Here is a 15,876-nt window from a genome sequence, read left to right as displayed (position 1 = left end):
TTATATTTTCCCTGCCGGTTATATGGCGGGTGGGTTATTGATCAATAGTGGGAAAGTATAGCTGTTAATTCTAATTTGTAGGTTGGTATTTTTTCGGCAAAGTCGGGGTGGTGCTGGATTGAAAAAATCGATACTGGTTAGAATTGCCTGTCATTAATTATTAAATCTTTTCTGGTTTGGGTGAGCTGGCACTATTCAAATTGCCCAGTACTTGGCTCATTGCTCGGTCAAAAATATTGGATGAGTTCAAAATAACCGCTCTGCCTGCTTGCATATCACAAGCAAAATCTTTGCGGGCTTTCTCCAGCACTTTGAAGCCAAATCGGTTGACGAACACGTAGGTGTCAGAAGCTTCCAGCTTGACTGACAGTTTACAGCGAGTCACATTGCCGCTCTTATGATCGGTGTAAGAAATCCAGGTTTGCAGGGGCAGTTGTTCTGCTTTGCGAATATATTCATAAGTCAGTTGCTTGTAGCGAGCTTGCTGTCGTTCGACTCCAGTCATGTCCTGCCAGCTCTTGCTACCGCCACCTGGTTGGTGACCTAGTTGTGATGCCTGTGCCGCACTTAGTGGGCGTGTTAGCAAGTCGCTGTGAGCGCCTGATGCTAGTTTGTCGAGTGTTTTTTCGATACTTGCCAGATGCTCGTTAGCTGCTTCTGAGGTGACCGAGATTTGATTCATGCCAACGCTGATTCGCTGCAAAAGATTTGGCTTGATGCTTTCATAGCGCTGTTGTGATTTGGTGTCCTGATGCCGCAGGCTAGCCCATATCAGGTCATCAATTAGCTGTGCAGCATCGATCCATTCTGGACTTTCTTCGCCATGTTTTAGGTGTACAAGGACTAATAGATTTAACCAGTGCGTGGTAAGAAATTCACTGATAGCATCCGGTAAAGCTGACGTTTCCAGCTTTTCAAACATGATTTTTTGGGCCATGAGCTTGGCGAGTTTGGTTCTTGCCTGGCCTTCGGCGGCTTGCTCGGTACGTTTTTCGATAAGCTTGGATTTATGTTCATTTTTTTCTGAAAAGCTTTGTAGCTCACTAAGCTTTTCAGAAAAAATGCTGTCGTCATCGGTGAAGTTATCAATAATGTCTTGTGTGATTTTGGCTAGTAGGCTGTATAACCGGTCTTTGTTGTGCTGCGCCGAATCATCAAGGCCGATGCTGGTTTCAGCGATGAAGTTAATCAGCTGTCTGGCAGGGTGCTTGCCATTGCTGAAAAAAGTTTTATCCCGCAAGGCGATCTTTAGTGTCGGTATTTGCAGCCGGCTGATTAATGCTTGGGCGGGTAGCGGCAGGCTCTTATCGTCCAATACAAATTCAAAGAACATGGCAACTAAATTAATAACATCGTCGTCAGGCTGGTGTACAGATTTTTCAGGCGTATTGTCTTCCTGATTGGATAATATGAGTTCAATAATTTGGCGTAAGTCTTCCGCTAGCTGCGGTTCGCTATCCTGTATCGGGCTGATATTGTGCTGAATTGTAGTCAGCAAATTTACTAGCTCAAGATTGGATATTGCGGGGCCGTGGTTGGCTGAGTACGCCGTGTAGTTAGGTATTATGGTGGCGAGCTGTTCGGGCGATTGATTGCGGATGAGCGCCAGAATAGAGCTTAATTCTTCCAGATCAAATTCAACATTGGGTTGAATGGGTTGGGCGGGTGACTGCTCTGCCTTCGGTGATGATTTTTTGTAGCGTTCCGTTTTGGGAAGCGTCCCGGCATCTATTAATAAGTTGTTGGCTGAAGAGTACACAGACGCCAGCTTAGAGGTGACGATACGGTCAAATTGCTTAAGTAAAATAATACGGGCTTTAATATTTAATTCTAATAGTTTGCTCGCGTTAGCAAAATAGTTACAAATTTGCTGTGGATCGAGCGGATTATTGTTTTGATCAACTGAAGAGTGTGGGGTGAGGTAATCGAAACGCAGTGTCAGGTGGTAAAGCGCCTCCTGAGAATTTGCCCGTGCTTTGCTCGACATGCTGGAAATGGCGACATCTTGCTCAAGAATGTCATTCTGCACCAAGCTTAAGTTGCTATGATGTTCGGGGTGGTTGCTATCTTGTTGGTGCTTGGTTTTGCTGGCACCGGGTGAGGCAAGCTGGTGGAACCCGGTTTCGATTTCGCTTTTAAAGCAGGCGATGACGCCATTCTTTTTGAGGCGAACTTCACGCATGGATTCAAAGTATAGATTTTGTTCCTGATTGCTTTCTGCACGGCTGGATAGATCGAAAAAGAGGTCGTCGCAGGAGCTGAACAGGTTTTCAAGTTGGGCTAATAAGATAGATATAGAATTCTCTTTCACTTGACGTAACAGCGTTGGCAGGCTCTTAGGTGAAGTGCTGTTGTTAACAGCTTGAATGTAATCAGTATCTTTTTTCATAATATTGGCAAAAGTAGTCTCGACAGTTGCAAGCGCTCAAAAGGAATACAATAGAGAATGCAATTATTATGCCTTTATTTTAAGTGATTCTAGCTTTCGGGTTTTGTGTCACAGGATCAATCTAAGTTATTGATTTTAAATCAAAAAATACCAGTCTCTTGGGTGCGGTCAAATTCGCTGGATTTCGCTTGCGTGGCTTGATCGTAAAAATTGTCGACAGTTTGTGCTGGGATGGGGTTAGTTAATGGTTGCTTCGGCAAAGTCGGACAGGGCGCTGGAGTTGCCAGTATTGTCAGTGGTGCTGATGGCAAAATAATAGGTGCCTGGCGGTAGTGGTGGAGTGGTGTGCTCATAGGTCTCGCCACTATCTATTGTGACCACTTCTCCTTCTCCCTGCGCAGACCCTTCGCGAAAATAATAAATAGTAAATCCACTGATCTCGTTGGCAAGGAGTGCGTCACCATTTTCACGTGTCGCCGGTGCGGTCCAGGAGATAGAAATACTTTTGGCTTCTGGTAGCTCGGTATCAGTTAGCGGATCATCGCTGTCGCTGTCGTCAGGTGCGTTGCTGGAAGCGTTGTTTGTAACAGGAGGTGGTACAGAAATTTGTTCAGGGGCTTGCTGGCTAGAAGTGCTAGCCACGGTATTGCTCGAGGTTGCTTGTGTTTGTGAGGTTGTTGCATTGCTTTCGCCGCCACCGCCACCGCCACCGCCACCGCCACCGCAAGCGATAACAAGGCTGGAAAGTGCAATGAGAATAAGAGCTTTGGTTGGGCTCGGCATGATGGTTAATCCAAATTCAGTGTGGGATTTATTTCCCCACTAGATTTATTTTGATACCTGGGGGCGGATATGACAACTATAGAATGCGTTTGGTGGTAAATATATAGCGGTTTTGTGACGATTTTGCCTGAAAAATAAGCCTGATGGGCTAATTTTTCCGAGTAATGGCCAGGTGCGTTAATTTAATCATTGCTTCTTTATAGTCGGTTGGTGGGAGGTGGTGAATGGCGGCCAATGCTTTTTGCTGGTGGTCCTTGGCGATTTGCTTGGTGTGGTCTAGACCACCGCAGCTCTGAACGGCCTGTATCACCTGCTCAATGTTATCTTTGCTTTTTTTCATGATAGCTCTGCGGATGATATCTGCTTCGGTAGTGGAGCCATTTTTTAATGTATAGATAAGGGGAAGAGTGGGTTTGCCTTCAGCCAGATCATCGCCTACGTTTTTGCCCATTTCTGCGGGGTCGCCTTCGTAGTCCAGTACGTCATCGATTAATTGAAAAGCCAGGCCGAGGTTCAGCCCATAGTCGTAGTAGCAGCTTACTGTTTCATCGTCGCGCCCTGATAGCATGGCCGCGCCAGCAGTGGCGGCGGCGAATAGTACTGCAGTCTTGTTTTTGATGACTTGAAAATAATCACTTTCACTGGCTTCCGGGTCGCCGGCTTTAGTGAGTTGTAATACCTCGCCTTCAGCAATGTTGTTAGTGGTGTCGGCGATGAGGTTCATAACCTCCATGTTGCCGATTGCTACTAGCAGTTGAAAGGCCCGGGTATATAGAAAGTCACCCACTAGCACGCTGGGAGCATTGCCCCACTCGGCATTGGCGGTGGGTCGTCCTCTGCGCAAATTGGAGAGGTCGACAACATCGTCATGGAGTAAGGTGGCGGTATGTATAAACTCTATCACGGCGGCCAGGGTGACATGGTCCTGATTGAGTTTGTTACAACTGCCGCCAGCGAGTAATACCAGCATGGGGCGCATCCGTTTGCCGCCAGCATCGACTATGTAGTGGCCAATATTCTCTACTAGCGGCACATCTGAGTGCAATTGATCGATAATGAGCCGGTTAACGGCTTCAAACTCGCTGCTGACAGTTTCGCGTATTGCTTGCATGTTTTGTTGGGTCTAGTGGGCTGGTTTACGGGGTGGCATGCTAGGTTGCTGTATTAATTGTGTCAAGCAGGGCTCTGGATGATTGGCTTGGGCTGTTTTAGCGCAGTTAGGGGCTTGTGGTGGTAGGTAAACTACCGTAGAATGCGCGTCCCTTAAATCCGAACCCGCATATTCTGATGTTGTGGTTCTGGTGCCTGGACTTGTCCTGGCTAGCTGGCTATTTGAGAGTAGTTGGCGGCTGGTTGATAGATTGGTTCATATTGCAAGCAGGCCAACACTGGAGTTAGACAATGTACGCAGTTATTGAAAGCGGTGGTAAGCAGCACCGTGTTATCGAGGGCGAAACCCTTAAGTTAGAAAAAATTGAAAGCGCCGTCGGTGAAGCCATCGAGTTTGATAAGGTTTTGATGGTTGGTGAGGGTGAGGGCGTTAAAATTGGCGCTCCTTACGTTAAAGGCAGCAAGGTAACTGCTGAAGTTATTGAGCAAGGGCGTCATAAAAAAGTTAAAATTATGAAGTTCCGTCGCCGTAAACACTCTATGAAACAAGCTGGTCATCGTCAGTGGTACACTGAAGTTAAGATCACTGGCATTAAAGGCTAAACGAGGAGATTGAACAATGGCTCACAAGAAAGCAGGTGGTAGTACTCGTAACGGTCGCGATTCTAATGCCAAGCGCTTAGGTGTTAAGCGTTACGGTGGTCAGGAAGTATTAGCAGGAAATATTTTAGTTCGTCAGCGCGGTACGCGTTTTCATGCAGGTGAAAATGTAGGTTGTGGTGTTGATCATACTTTGTTTGCCAAGGCAGATGGAGTAGTGAAATTTGAAGTGAAAGGCCCGAAAAATCGCAAATTTATTAGCATAGTTTCTGCCTAGGCACGAGTAAGAAGTTTTTTGAAAGCCTCGTCTCAGGACGGGGCTTTTTTTATGCGTAACATTTTGGCTGCTGGTTTGATTAGGTGTTGCTTGTTTCAGGCGAGTATCTAGGGAATAGTGGTCAATGGATGGTGTTGGGGTGATCGACTATTATCTACAGCATTATTTTTATTTAATTCTATTTTTATTAAAAGCGGAGAGCAGGCATGAAATTTGTCGACGAGGCCAGTATTAAGGTCCAGGCAGGTAAAGGAGGCAATGGCAGCCTTAGCTTTCGGCGTGAGAAATATATCGCCAAGGGTGGGCCTGATGGTGGTGACGGTGGTGATGGCGGTAGTGTCTGGCTAGAGGCTGATTATGCCGTTAATACCATGGTGGATTATCGTTTTCAGCGCAGTTACCAGGCAGAGAATGGCCAGCAGGGCATGGGCAAAAATTGCACGGGTAAAGGTGGCGATGATATTACCTTGAAGATACCTGTGGGTACTACGGTCATTGATGAGGATACGCAAGAGATTCTTGGTGATCTGGCTGAACATGGTCAGCGTTTAAAGGTCGCTCAGGGTGGTTTCCATGGTCTGGGTAACACCCGGTTTAAATCCAGTACCAATCGAACGCCACGGCAAACCACGCCGGCTCCGAGGGCGAGTTTCGCAACCTGAAGCTTGAGCTGAAGGTGTTGGCAGATGTAGGTTTGCTGGGTATGCCTAACGCGGGTAAGTCTACTTTTATTCGGGCAGTGTCTTCGGCTAAGCCAAAAGTGGCTGGTTATCCATTTACTACATTGGTGCCTAATTTGGGCGTGGTGAAAGTGCAGGCGCATCGTAGTTTTGTGGTGGCAGATATTCCTGGCTTGATTGAGGGGGCCTCTGATGGTGCGGGTTTGGGGGTGCGCTTTTTGAAGCACCTGACACGCACGCGGTTGTTGTTACATATTGTTGATATGGCGCCTTTTGATAATAGTGATCCGGTAGACGCGGTGCAGGCAATCGTGCGGGAGCTAGAGCGTTTTAGTCCAACCTTGCATGGTCGTGATCGCTGGTTAGTGTTGAATAAGATGGATTTGCTGCCGGCTGATGAGCAGGAGTCTCGTTGTCAGCGGGTGATTGAGGCATTGGATTGGCAGGGACCGGTTTATTCTATTGCGGCTATTAATCGTCTGGGGGTTGACCCCATTTGTGGCGATATCATGGCGTATCTGGAAGCTATTCGAGAGCGTGAGATCACCGACCCGGAATTGGCTGAGAAGGAGCATGCCATTCAATCGCAAATGCAGGAGGAGTCCCGCTTGCGTATTCAGGAGTTGGCTGCAGCAAGAAAAGCGGCAAGGCAGCAGAGTAAGGCAGATGACGATGACTGGGATGATGACGATTACGATGTTGAGGTTTTTTATCAGCCATAAATGCGTGGTAATGAATAATAACGGTGTATGCAGGTTTCTTTTGAGATGAGTGCCAGAGAGCAATTACAGCAGTCCAAGCGCTGGGTTATCAAGATTGGTAGCGCACTATTAACCGCTGATGGTAAAGGCTTGGATAGGGCCGCTATTGCTGATTGGACGGCGCAAATGGTGCAGTTACGTCAGCAGGGGATTGAGTTGGTATTGGTATCCTCCGGCGCGGTTGCCGAGGGGATGAGTCGTTTAGGTTGGTCCAGGCGTCCGCACGCCTTGCATGATTTGCAGGCCGCGGCGGCGGTGGGGCAAATGGGGTTGGTGCAGGCTTATGAATCCTGTTTTCAGCAGTATGGTTTACATACTGCTCAGATTTTATTGGGGCATGATGATATATCGGCCCGTGACCGCTATTTGAATGCCCGCAGTACCTTGACCACATTGTTGGCGCTGGGGGTGATTCCGGTGATCAATGAAAACGATACCGTGGTTACTGATGAAATACGGTTTGGTGATAACGATACTCTGGGGGCATTGGTTGCCAATTTAATTGATGCCGATACCTTGGTTATTTTGACTGACCAGCAAGGCTTGTATGAGGCTGATCCGCGCTCTAATCCGCAAGCGGAATTATTGCATGAAGCGGATGCCAGTGACGCCCGGCTATTAGCAATGGCAGGTGGTGGTGGTCTGCTGGGGCGTGGTGGGATGGCGACCAAGGTTCAGGCTGCAAAGTTGGCGGCACGTTCTGGCGCCAATACAGTCATTGCCGGTGGCTTGCTGGACTCCGTACTACTCAAAATTGCCGCTGGTGAGCAAGTGGGTACATTGTTGCGTGCGGCTCAGCAGCCCTTGTTGGCGCGCAAGCAATGGCTGGCGGGCATGTCCAAATTGAAAGGTGAGTTGACGCTTGATGATGGCGCTGTGAGGGTGTTGTGCAGTTCGGGTAAGAGTTTGCTGCCAGTAGGTGTTAAGTCGGTGTCGGGCGCGTTTGAGCGTGGTGATTTGGTCTCATGCCAGGATAAAGACGGGTTGGAGGTTGCCAGAGGTTTGATTAATTACAGTGCGGCAGAGGCGGCGTTGCTATGTGGAAAAAGTAGTGCTGAGATAGAGCAACTACTCGGTTATCAGGGAGATAAAGAGTTGATCCACAGGGATAATCTAGTGCTTGTATAGTCGGAGTGAAATGTATCGAGTGAAACAATGAGCATAAAAAAACCGGCTGTTGCCGGTTTTTTTATGCTTGCGACCTAATGGCTTAGGCAGCCAGGCTTTTAACCTGTGCATTTAAGCGGCTCTTGTGACGCGAGGCTTTATTCTTGTGGATAATGCCTTTGTCAGCCATGCGGTCAATAACCGGTACGGCTGCGTTATACGCCTGAGTGGCTTCTTCTGCATTGCCGGACTGGATCGCTGCAATAACTTTTTTAATAGAGGTACGTACAACCGAGCGCAGGCTAGCATTGTGCTGGCGACGTTTTTCCGCCTGACGGGCGCGCTTTTTGGCTTGTGGTGAGTTCGCCATTATTTCAATCCTGAGTGTCGATAAAGTGTAAAGTTTTGTCCCGCAGATCGATCATATAAGTGGATAGAAAAGCGAGCTTGAATTTAGGAGGCGGGATTATTCCTTGTTCAATCCCTGATGTCAACCCACAGAAGGCATCTGGATGTATTCTTGTGATTTATGGCTGGTTTGGTGTTTGTGACCTAGAAGCTTCAGCCGCCTCCTTGAAGATAGTCCCAGCAACTTAGGCACCAGCAAATTAGGAATAAGGCCATAGCCAGGAATACTACTGAAGAGCCAATATCTTTGGCTTGTCCTGATAGAGGATGAAGTTCAGTGCTAACCCGGTCAACAATGGCCTCAATAGCGGAGTTAATCAATTCGGTGATGAGTACTAAAAAGCAGCTGCCAATGAGTAGTAATTGATGGGCGAGGGTGTCGGCGATTACAAAGCTTAATGGTACAAAAACCACGGCAAGACAGGTTTCAACTCGAAAGGCTTCCTCGTGTAGCCAAGCGGCCTTGAGTCCTTTGGCCGAATAGCCGCCGGCTGCGATTATACGAGCGATACCCGTTTTCCCCGGTTTATTCATTGCCGGTTCAGGGTCTTTTGTTGAGTCGGGAGTGTGCTTACTCATGTATCGGGAGGCTTATTAGTAAGTAAACGGTAATAATATGTTGGTTGCTTGATAAAAATACAGTGCTTTATGCTGGGTGCGTAAAAATATCCAGTACTGTGCTGGTTATGCAATTCAAATAATAGGTTGGCTTATGATTTGGCAGCGGCATTCATCGCAACAGCGAGGCACTTTTGGCCAGATATTTTCGCTAAGGCCTAATCTTTGGGCAGATTATCAGCGATTTATTGCGGTGCTATGGCAGCGCACGTCGCTGAGTGTGGTGATTTTGGAGTTGACTCGGCTCAGGGTGGCACAGCTACATAATTGTAAACCGGAGTTGAATCGTCGCTATCAATTGGCAATAGATGCCGGTTTAGTAGAAGAAAAAATTCAGCAGTTATCCCAGTGGCATACAGCCAATGTTTTTTCACGATCCGAGCGGGGGTGTTTGGAATTGGCTGAATTGTTTGTGATCGATCCTCATGCTATTAGCGACGAGGTGGCAGCAGCGGTGCAGCATTCTCTGGGCGACAATGGGTTTGTCGCCTTAATGGAAGCGTTAGCGATGTTTGATGGCTTTTGTCGGTTTCAGTTAATGTTGGATGTTGCAGTAGATAAGCAATTACAAATCATTGTACTGGAGGATTAAGAGATGGCTACGACCGCGAGAGTGAGCCCGCCAGCAAATGCCGCGGGAGGAGACCCCATTAGTGGTAGTGCCTTGGCGTTGCAGCCAGAGTCGCTACAAGCATTTAACCGGTTATATGCAACGTTGTGGAGTCGAGGGGAGCTGGAACACAATTACAAAGAGATTGCACGACTACGTAATGCCAGAACTACCAATTGTGTGTTCTGTAAAAATGTTCGTTTCGAGCAGGCTAAAGTAGCGGGATTGACGGAAGCCAAGGTCGATTTGATCAGGGATAATTATGCGAGTAGCGCGTTGAGTGATAAGGAAAAATTGGTTATAGCTTACACTGATGTTTTTTTGAAAAATCCAGCGGCGCTGACAGATGAATTGAAAAGTGCAATGACAGAACATTTTAGTGAGGCGCAAATTGTAGAATTAACCGCTGGGCTGGCTATGTTTATGGGCTTTTCAAAAATAGCGGTTTCGTTAGGTGGTATGCCTGATTCATTGCCAGTGTTTACAATGCCTACGCCAGTGTGAGTGTGGGCTCATTATTTGAAACAAAGCATTAATTTTTGCAATCGGCGTTATATTGATTGGTATGGAAAAGTGTAATATTTTCACTTTAATCATATGGTTCTGGTAAAAATAACAATTGATATTGGCAGGATTTGGCAGTGGGTGTTGATTGTTTCTACATGTCTTGATGGTAGTTCCTGTCAAGCAAAACATTGCCAACTTTTCCCCATGATTTCGGCGGTATTAGCCGCTAAGCTTAATTTCAATATTGAGTTTTAGCCATGGCGGTGGTCGCCTGAAAAGTTAGGTTTGTAGGCTTATGAAGAAAGTAGCAGCATTATTGTGGTTATCGGTAGTTTCGGCTTTGGTGGATGCTGCGTGTATAGAGGCCGAGGCGCCAGGTTTGCCGCACCCTGATGAAGCAGGTGAGTATGAAATGTTACAGGCCCAATTTGCGGTAAAAGAGTATTTAGCTCAGCAGGAGTTGTTTTTAAGCTGTGTACAGGATGGTCGCCGTCACAATCAGGCGATTGATCGAATGAATGACATTGCTGATCAATATAATCGCAGTGCGCGTCGTTATAAAGCGCGCATGGAATCAATGGATAGGATGACCGAGCTGGCTTTGCTGACAGCTGATTATTAGTTTCTCACGTAGCTCTCCCTTCGTGAACCGGAGCTGCTTAGGTAGCTCCTTTTTTTCGTCTGATATTTTTGTAACTTCCCTGGCTAGACTTAGGTTTCTTGAGTGATTGAGTAGCCGGTCTTTTAAAGCTTGGTGCCATATCGCCCTGAATCAATATTAGTTATACTTCGGCGAATTTTTAAGACAACTTTAGCCTTGAGGGGGGCTCCATGAAATCAACCGCAGAAAAAATACTCGATGCGGCAGAGGATCTCTTTGCTGAAAAGGGTTATGACGCAACATCCTTGGGCGATGTTGCCGATGTTGTCGGGATTCGGTCCCCTAGTCTTTATAACCATTTTCGCAATAAAGAGGCTTTATATACGTCCGTCGTTGAGCGGCTAATTTCCCGTTTTTATTTTCCTTTGGTGGAAATGTTGGAAGGCGATGATGTTAGTCAAAGCAGCGTCTTGAAGTGGTTGGAAAAAGTGGTGAACTTACACCATGACAATCCAAACTTTGCTCGACTCATTCAGCATGCAGCACTTTCGGGTGGGCCTCATACTAAAGAATTGGTTGAGCGTATGGTGAAACCGATGTTTGATCGGCGAGGAGAAGAAGCTCAAAAGAAATTGTTCGGTTTAGGAAATCCAGAGTTGCAACCGTTCGCTATTATTGCACTCAATAATATTATGATGTCCTATCTGACTATGGCGCCGCTCTATAAGGATATGTTGGATCAGGATCCCTACTCTGATGAAGCGAGATTGTTACAGACTGAGATGATCCTGAAGTTGGCTGAATTCGTTATGGGGCCAGCGGAACGATCATGAGTGATTCGGATAATATGACTATGTTGCCTTCGCGACACTTGCCTTTTGAAGGTACCCCTAATTTTCGTGACTACGGCGGTTATCAAACTATAGATGGCCGCACTATAAAGTGGCGTACATTATTTCGCTCCGGTCAATTGTCAGCGTTGACCAGTAATGATCATCAGCAATTTACAGCCTTGGATATACGTGTTGTGTTTGATTTTAGGCGCGATGCTGAGCGTGAACATGATCCTAGTTGTTTTCCAGTGAATGCAATGCCTGAAGTGGTTGGTTTACCGATTGATCCGGGTAGTTCTACCGGTTTTTTTGACAAAGTGGGTAGTGGTAGTCTTGGCGACAAGGAAATGGCGGATTACATGTGTTTGATTAACCGCGAATTTGCTTTGGAGCAAGGGGCAATTTATCGTCAGATGTTTCAGTACCTACTGAGCCAGCAAGCGGGCGGCTCGTTAGTGCATTGTGCTGCTGGCAAGGATCGTACGGGGTTTGCAGCAGCGATGGTGTTGTCAGCTTTAGGTGTGTCGAGAGCCACTATTATGCAAGATTATATGCTAACAGCTGATTATTTTAATATCGAAAATGAAATTGAGCGGATAAAAAATAAATATCAATGGCAGGGAGATGGTGGTGCAATACGTCCTATGCTGGAAGTCCGCGAGAGCTATTTACAAACAGCATTCGATGCCATTGATAACGAATTTCCTTCCCTGGATATTTATCTGCAAGAAGTGTTAGGTGTGGGTGTTGAAGAGAAAGCGTGGTTGCAAGAGCGTTATCTAATCTAGCCGGTATTTCATTGGTTGCGTTCTTTGTGCTTCTTTTTGGCTTTGTTTCCATTGCTTTGATTTAGCACTAATTTAATGCTGGTTTGCAAATTGTGTAGTGGATAGGCAGTTGCATTGCTCGGATCTTGTTCTGGTCGGGTGTGGCGAGAGTCGATCTCTATGCGGGTGTGATTTATCCAGGATAATTGGTCGCCAAATGAGGAGGCATCGGTTGAGGTGCTTGTGGAGGCTCTTCGGCCCGAGAAGTGCTGTGTATATTGGGTGAAGACTGAAAGCGGCTGATTTTGCATGATTGCTACTCAACAGGGTGGTTAGCTGATTTATCATGGCTAGAAAGTATTAAGCCATGCTGAGGTAGTATTCTTCAGTATGGCTTAATTGGGGTATAGCGCAAATGCTCAATGCAGCACGCTAACTGGTCTTTTTGCAGTGCTATGCCTGACAGGCGTTTTTGGCAGCTTTAATTTGCTTTTTATGGCAGTTATCCAGCGAGTCACTACCGACACACCATTTTTTACGCTGATTCCAGGCGGTTAGTGGCTGCTTCTGGCCATTGGAGCATTTGACAATATAGTTTGAATATTCAACGCCATCGGGAGTTGTTCCGTCCGCGGCAAAAGTGATGCTGGTTGGTTTGGCGGCAGTTGCCGTCATGGATACGGCTAATAATGCGGGAGCTATTAAAATAGATAAAAAATTTTTCATGCGAGTCTCAGAGTTTTCCTTGTTGGCTAAAATTGTGCGGGCATTCTACCATCTGAAAACGTAATTGCTAGCCGACTAGACGGACTGTTTTGCTGGCGGGGCCGGCATCTTCAGTTTGATGGCTCTTATGGGTTTTAAGTATTTGATTCTTAAGGTTTTTAATTACTTTGATGCAGGTGTGTACGGGATTAAAGTTTTGTTAATTACCAGCCCATTGCATGATGAGTGAGCTGGTAAAGGGATAAGTGATTATCCGGGTTGTGTTAAGCGAGGCCTGCGGCTACTAATACGCAACCGATCAAGGCGAGGACCAGTGATTCTTTGGCAATATCCAGACGCAATAACGCATAGCCATAGGCTAGAGGTGGGAGGAGAAAAGCGCACAGTCCCCAGGTGAAGTCTTCTTTGGCGCTGGTAAAAAGTAGTGATACCCAGCTAGCGAGCAGTGCAGCAACACCGAAGGTGGTGAATAGAGCAGGAAGTGCTTCCATAGTAATCTCCAAATATTTTAGTGGTCTTTGCCGCTAAGCTTAGCATGCAGCTGCAAGGCTGACGACACTAAGAGAGAAAGAGGTGCGTCGTCAATGGGTTGTTTGAATCACTGAAATTAATGACTAATATTTTATTCGAAGGGTAGTCATTAAGCCAAAGGCATGAATGCATAGGCAATAAAAAAGGCTTGCCCAATGGCAAGCCTTTTTTAATTGGTAGCGGGGGCCAGATTTGAACTGACGACCTTCGGGTTATGAGCCCGACGAGCTACCAGGCTGCTCCACCCCGCATCGATAACTCTGTTACGTCCAGCTCTTGTGGCGCTGTCGTTAACAAGGCGCGCATCATAGGGGTGTGCTTGTTATAGGTCAAGATTAATTATGGTTAAATAAGCAGAATATATTATTGGTGTTTTGTTTTATAAGCTTTACAGTGTATTTAAGTTTGATATTTGATCTGATGGAATAATAATAATGATGAAAAAGAGCTTATGGCTCGTGTTTGGAATCCTTGCATTACCGGTGCTAATTTATACAGCGCTGTTCATTGAAAACAATCGCGATGTTGACCCTGTAGAACAGCATATTATTGCCAGTAGTCTGGAGAAAGCCACCCACTGGGCGGTCACTAACCGTGATAGTTTGTTAACACAAAATAATGCCATGTTGTGGTGGATGATTAAGCGCAGTGCTGAATTATCTAACGATTATCGTTTGCAGCGTTTATATAATGATTATCGCAAGCGTTATATTGATGGAAATCTTGCGTCCCCCTGGCGGCCTTTATTTGGCCTGTACTCAGGTCGTAGCAATCTTGCCCAGCGTTTAGAGGGGTTTCCTGATTACAATTTATATTTTATTTACGGTCTAACTTGCGATCAGGGTTTGCAAGCTCAGGCATTGGTGCAAGCACAAATGGAGGATGGTTTTTGTTCGGATCACCATCCTATTAGCCCGGCTTGCGTCACCCATCAGTTAATGGGATTACAGTTTCGCCAGCAGAATGCCTGTGGTGATGAGGCAGAAATGAAACGGCAGGTGGAAGTTTTGCAGTCAATGATTGTTAAGCAGTTGACTTGGGATCCGCGTGTTGTTGATGTGTATTTGCAACGGGTGTTGATGTTGGTTGATACAGGTGCTGTTGCTGATGTTAATCCTATTTGGCTACGCCGTATCATTAATCAGCAATTGGCAGGCGGCGGTTGGAGCCCGTTCCAGCCACTGCTGGCAATGACCGGAGAGAAATATTTTGGTTTCACTGGCAAAAGTCTCGCCATCACTAAGCCAAAACCTAGTTTCCATGCTACGGCGCAGGGGATATTACTAATGACGCTATTACTCGATAAGGGTGAGGCGTCTAGTGACTAATAATGCTGTTTCCGGTATTGTTCCCCGCCACGGATTAACCGCCAATAAGTGAGCAAAGATGGGTCAGTTTGCCGATATTCGCCCCTATAACGATGCCGAAGTTCCAGCTGTTCTGCGGAGCCTGATTAGGGATGATGAACTCATATCCGCTATTGCGAGCCTTAAGTTGGGGGCGTGGCATAAATCGTTTACTTGGTTGATTTATCCATTGGTTCGTCGGTTTTTAAAGGGCCAGCTTCGTGGTGTGGCGACGGTTGATGGCTTTCAACACATCATTAAAAATTACATGGATAGTATGATTGAAAGCACTACTACTGGTTTTACGGTCTCGGGTCTGGATCAACTGGATCCGGCCAAGCCTTATTTATTTATGAGCAACCATCGCGATATTACACTGGATCCGGCCTTTGTGAATTACGCGCTATATCATAATGATCACGATACGGTCCGGGTTGCGATTGGCGATAACTTGCTGACCAAACCGTATGTATCTGACTTAATGCGGCTTAATAAAAGTTTTATTGTTAAGCGTTCTGCGAAAGGGCCGCGACAAATTTTGGCGGCCTATAAATTACTCTCAAGTTATATTCGGCATTCAATTGAAGAAGATAAAAATCCCATTTGGATTGCACAGCGAGAAGGTCGAGCCAAGGATGGTAAAGATCGTACTGAGCCTGCGATCATTAAAATGTTGGCAATGAGCCAGAACAAGGCCACTGAAAGTTTTTCAGATTATATTAATGCATTGAATATTGTTCCGGTTTCAATTTCCTATGAATTAGATCCCTGTGATAGTGCCAAGGCAAAAGAGCTCTACATCACTACTGAGCAGGGTAAGTATCAAAAAACGGAGCACGAAGATGTTGCTTCAATCGCTGCAGGCATTGCGGGTAACAAGGGTAAGGTGCATGTATCCTTTGGTGAACAGCTCACCGGCGACTTCGTTGATGCTGATGCAGTGGCTTCGGCTGTCGATGAGCAGGTGGTGAGTCGCTATGTGTTGCACCCCAGTAATTTCTTCGCTTATAAAATGCTACATGGATATTACCCGGATGGATTGGTAAGCAGTGCTAATAAGCCTTTTGCTATTGCTGGTTTAGAGGCGCAGGAAAAATCTTTCCAGCAGCGTATCCAGACTTTACCGCAAGCGCATCAACCTTATGCGCTGGGTATTTATGCTAATACCATTGATAACAAAAAACAGTACCTGCAGTAACTTCATTAATTAGCTTATTTGCGT

17 protein-coding genes, 1 tRNA gene and 1 pseudogene are annotated in these 15,876 nt (G+C 46.3%); 11 read left to right on the top strand and 8 right to left on the bottom strand.

Going from position 1 to position 15,876, the window contains the following annotated elements; genetic code table 11:
* Nucleotides 1–160: 160 nt before the first annotated feature.
* From UNITIG_RS20640 to UNITIG_RS20630, 3 genes are all read right to left on the bottom strand, one after another.
* Complete coding sequence (locus UNITIG_RS20640; RefSeq protein WP_101760222.1) at nucleotides 161–2,389, bottom strand: DUF1631 domain-containing protein; 2,229 nt, start codon at nucleotides 2,387–2,389, stop codon at nucleotides 161–163.
* 237 nt (nucleotides 2,390–2,626) lie between these two features.
* Nucleotides 2,627–3,172, bottom strand: coding sequence for a fibronectin type III domain-containing protein (locus UNITIG_RS20635; protein WP_101760221.1), 546 nt, complete (start codon nucleotides 3,170–3,172; stop codon nucleotides 2,627–2,629).
* Between the two features lie 148 nt (nucleotides 3,173–3,320).
* Nucleotides 3,321–4,283 carry a polyprenyl synthetase family protein gene (locus UNITIG_RS20630; RefSeq protein WP_101760220.1) on the bottom strand — a complete coding sequence of 321 codons (963 nt, stop codon included), beginning with the start codon at nucleotides 4,281–4,283 and terminating at the stop codon, nucleotides 3,321–3,323.
* A gap of 290 nt (nucleotides 4,284–4,573) precedes the next feature.
* On the opposite strand from UNITIG_RS20630, the gene rplU reads away from it, so the two are divergent.
* The 4 genes and pseudogenes from rplU (at nucleotide 4,574) to proB (ending at nucleotide 7,728) form a co-directional block, all read left to right on the top strand.
* Nucleotides 4,574–4,885 carry a 50S ribosomal protein L21 gene (gene rplU, locus UNITIG_RS20625; RefSeq protein ID WP_101760219.1) on the top strand — a complete coding sequence of 104 codons (312 nt, stop codon included), beginning with the start codon at nucleotides 4,574–4,576 and terminating at the stop codon, nucleotides 4,883–4,885.
* 16 nt (nucleotides 4,886–4,901) lie between these two features.
* Complete coding sequence (rpmA, locus tag UNITIG_RS20620) at nucleotides 4,902–5,159, top strand: 50S ribosomal protein L27 (RefSeq protein ID WP_101760218.1); 258 nt, start codon at nucleotides 4,902–4,904, stop codon at nucleotides 5,157–5,159.
* A gap of 206 nt (nucleotides 5,160–5,365) precedes the next feature.
* Nucleotides 5,366–6,561, top strand: a pseudogene (gene cgtA, locus UNITIG_RS20615) (Obg family GTPase CgtA).
* Between the two features lie 45 nt (nucleotides 6,562–6,606).
* Nucleotides 6,607–7,728, top strand: coding sequence for a glutamate 5-kinase (gene proB, locus UNITIG_RS20610; RefSeq protein ID WP_101760348.1), 1,122 nt, complete (start codon nucleotides 6,607–6,609; stop codon nucleotides 7,726–7,728).
* An 82-nt stretch (nucleotides 7,729–7,810) separates the two neighbouring features.
* Here proB and rpsT read toward each other — a convergent pair whose 3' ends face one another.
* Nucleotides 7,811–8,077 carry a 30S ribosomal protein S20 gene (gene rpsT, locus UNITIG_RS20605; protein WP_101760217.1) on the bottom strand — a complete coding sequence of 89 codons (267 nt, stop codon included), beginning with the start codon at nucleotides 8,075–8,077 and terminating at the stop codon, nucleotides 7,811–7,813.
* Nucleotides 8,078–8,268: 191 nt separating this feature from the next.
* Nucleotides 8,269–8,694 carry a diacylglycerol kinase gene (locus UNITIG_RS20600; RefSeq protein ID WP_235015541.1) on the bottom strand — a complete coding sequence of 142 codons (426 nt, stop codon included), beginning with the start codon at nucleotides 8,692–8,694 and terminating at the stop codon, nucleotides 8,269–8,271.
* 133 nt (nucleotides 8,695–8,827) lie between these two features.
* Here UNITIG_RS20600 and UNITIG_RS20595 point away from each other — a divergent pair, with 133 nt between their 5' ends.
* The 5 genes from UNITIG_RS20595 (at nucleotide 8,828) to UNITIG_RS20575 (ending at nucleotide 12,072) form a co-directional block, all read left to right on the top strand.
* Complete coding sequence (locus UNITIG_RS20595) at nucleotides 8,828–9,325, top strand: carboxymuconolactone decarboxylase family protein (protein ID WP_101760216.1); 498 nt, start codon at nucleotides 8,828–8,830, stop codon at nucleotides 9,323–9,325.
* Between the two features lie 3 nt (nucleotides 9,326–9,328).
* Nucleotides 9,329–9,847 (top strand): carboxymuconolactone decarboxylase family protein, encoded by a 519-nt coding sequence (locus UNITIG_RS20590; protein WP_101760215.1) that lies wholly within the window; start codon nucleotides 9,329–9,331, stop codon nucleotides 9,845–9,847.
* A gap of 298 nt (nucleotides 9,848–10,145) precedes the next feature.
* On the top strand, nucleotides 10,146–10,472 hold the full coding sequence (locus tag UNITIG_RS20585; protein WP_101760214.1) for a hypothetical protein: 327 nt from the start codon (nucleotides 10,146–10,148) through the stop codon (nucleotides 10,470–10,472).
* Between the two features lie 209 nt (nucleotides 10,473–10,681).
* Nucleotides 10,682–11,284, top strand: a complete 603-nt coding sequence (locus UNITIG_RS25240) for a TetR/AcrR family transcriptional regulator (protein ID WP_101760213.1) — start codon at nucleotides 10,682–10,684, stop codon at nucleotides 11,282–11,284.
* Nucleotides 11,281–12,072 (top strand): tyrosine-protein phosphatase, encoded by a 792-nt coding sequence (locus UNITIG_RS20575; RefSeq protein WP_101760212.1) that lies wholly within the window; start codon nucleotides 11,281–11,283, stop codon nucleotides 12,070–12,072. Before UNITIG_RS25240 ends, UNITIG_RS20575 begins: the two co-directional genes overlap by 4 nt.
* A gap of 432 nt (nucleotides 12,073–12,504) precedes the next feature.
* On the opposite strand, the gene UNITIG_RS20565 is transcribed toward UNITIG_RS20575, so the two are convergent.
* The 3 genes from UNITIG_RS20565 to UNITIG_RS20555 form a co-directional block, all read right to left on the bottom strand.
* On the bottom strand, nucleotides 12,505–12,777 hold the full coding sequence (locus tag UNITIG_RS20565) for a hypothetical protein (protein ID WP_101760210.1): 273 nt from the start codon (nucleotides 12,775–12,777) through the stop codon (nucleotides 12,505–12,507).
* A 263-nt stretch (nucleotides 12,778–13,040) separates the two neighbouring features.
* Nucleotides 13,041–13,268: a hypothetical protein gene (locus tag UNITIG_RS20560; protein ID WP_101760209.1), complete on the bottom strand. Its 228-nt coding sequence runs from the start codon at nucleotides 13,266–13,268 to the stop codon at nucleotides 13,041–13,043.
* Nucleotides 13,269–13,482: 214 nt separating this feature from the next.
* Nucleotides 13,483–13,559, bottom strand: a tRNA-Met gene (locus UNITIG_RS20555).
* Between the two features lie 183 nt (nucleotides 13,560–13,742).
* Here UNITIG_RS20555 and UNITIG_RS20550 point away from each other — a divergent pair.
* Both UNITIG_RS20550 and UNITIG_RS20545 read left to right on the top strand, forming a co-directional pair.
* Nucleotides 13,743–14,636 carry a hypothetical protein gene (locus UNITIG_RS20550; protein ID WP_101760208.1) on the top strand — a complete coding sequence of 298 codons (894 nt, stop codon included), beginning with the start codon at nucleotides 13,743–13,745 and terminating at the stop codon, nucleotides 14,634–14,636.
* A gap of 58 nt (nucleotides 14,637–14,694) precedes the next feature.
* Nucleotides 14,695–15,852 (top strand): 1-acyl-sn-glycerol-3-phosphate acyltransferase, encoded by a 1,158-nt coding sequence (locus UNITIG_RS20545; RefSeq protein ID WP_101760207.1) that lies wholly within the window; start codon nucleotides 14,695–14,697, stop codon nucleotides 15,850–15,852.
* The last annotated feature ends 24 nt before the right edge of the window (nucleotides 15,853–15,876 follow it).

It is taken from the genome of Oceanicoccus sp. KOV_DT_Chl (assembly GCF_900120175.1).
In the GTDB taxonomy this organism is placed as follows: domain Bacteria; phylum Pseudomonadota; class Gammaproteobacteria; order Pseudomonadales; family Dasaniaceae; genus Oceanicoccus.
The sequence above is the reverse complement of the archived record's forward strand: the minus strand, read 5'-3'. Positions and strand labels throughout refer to the sequence as shown.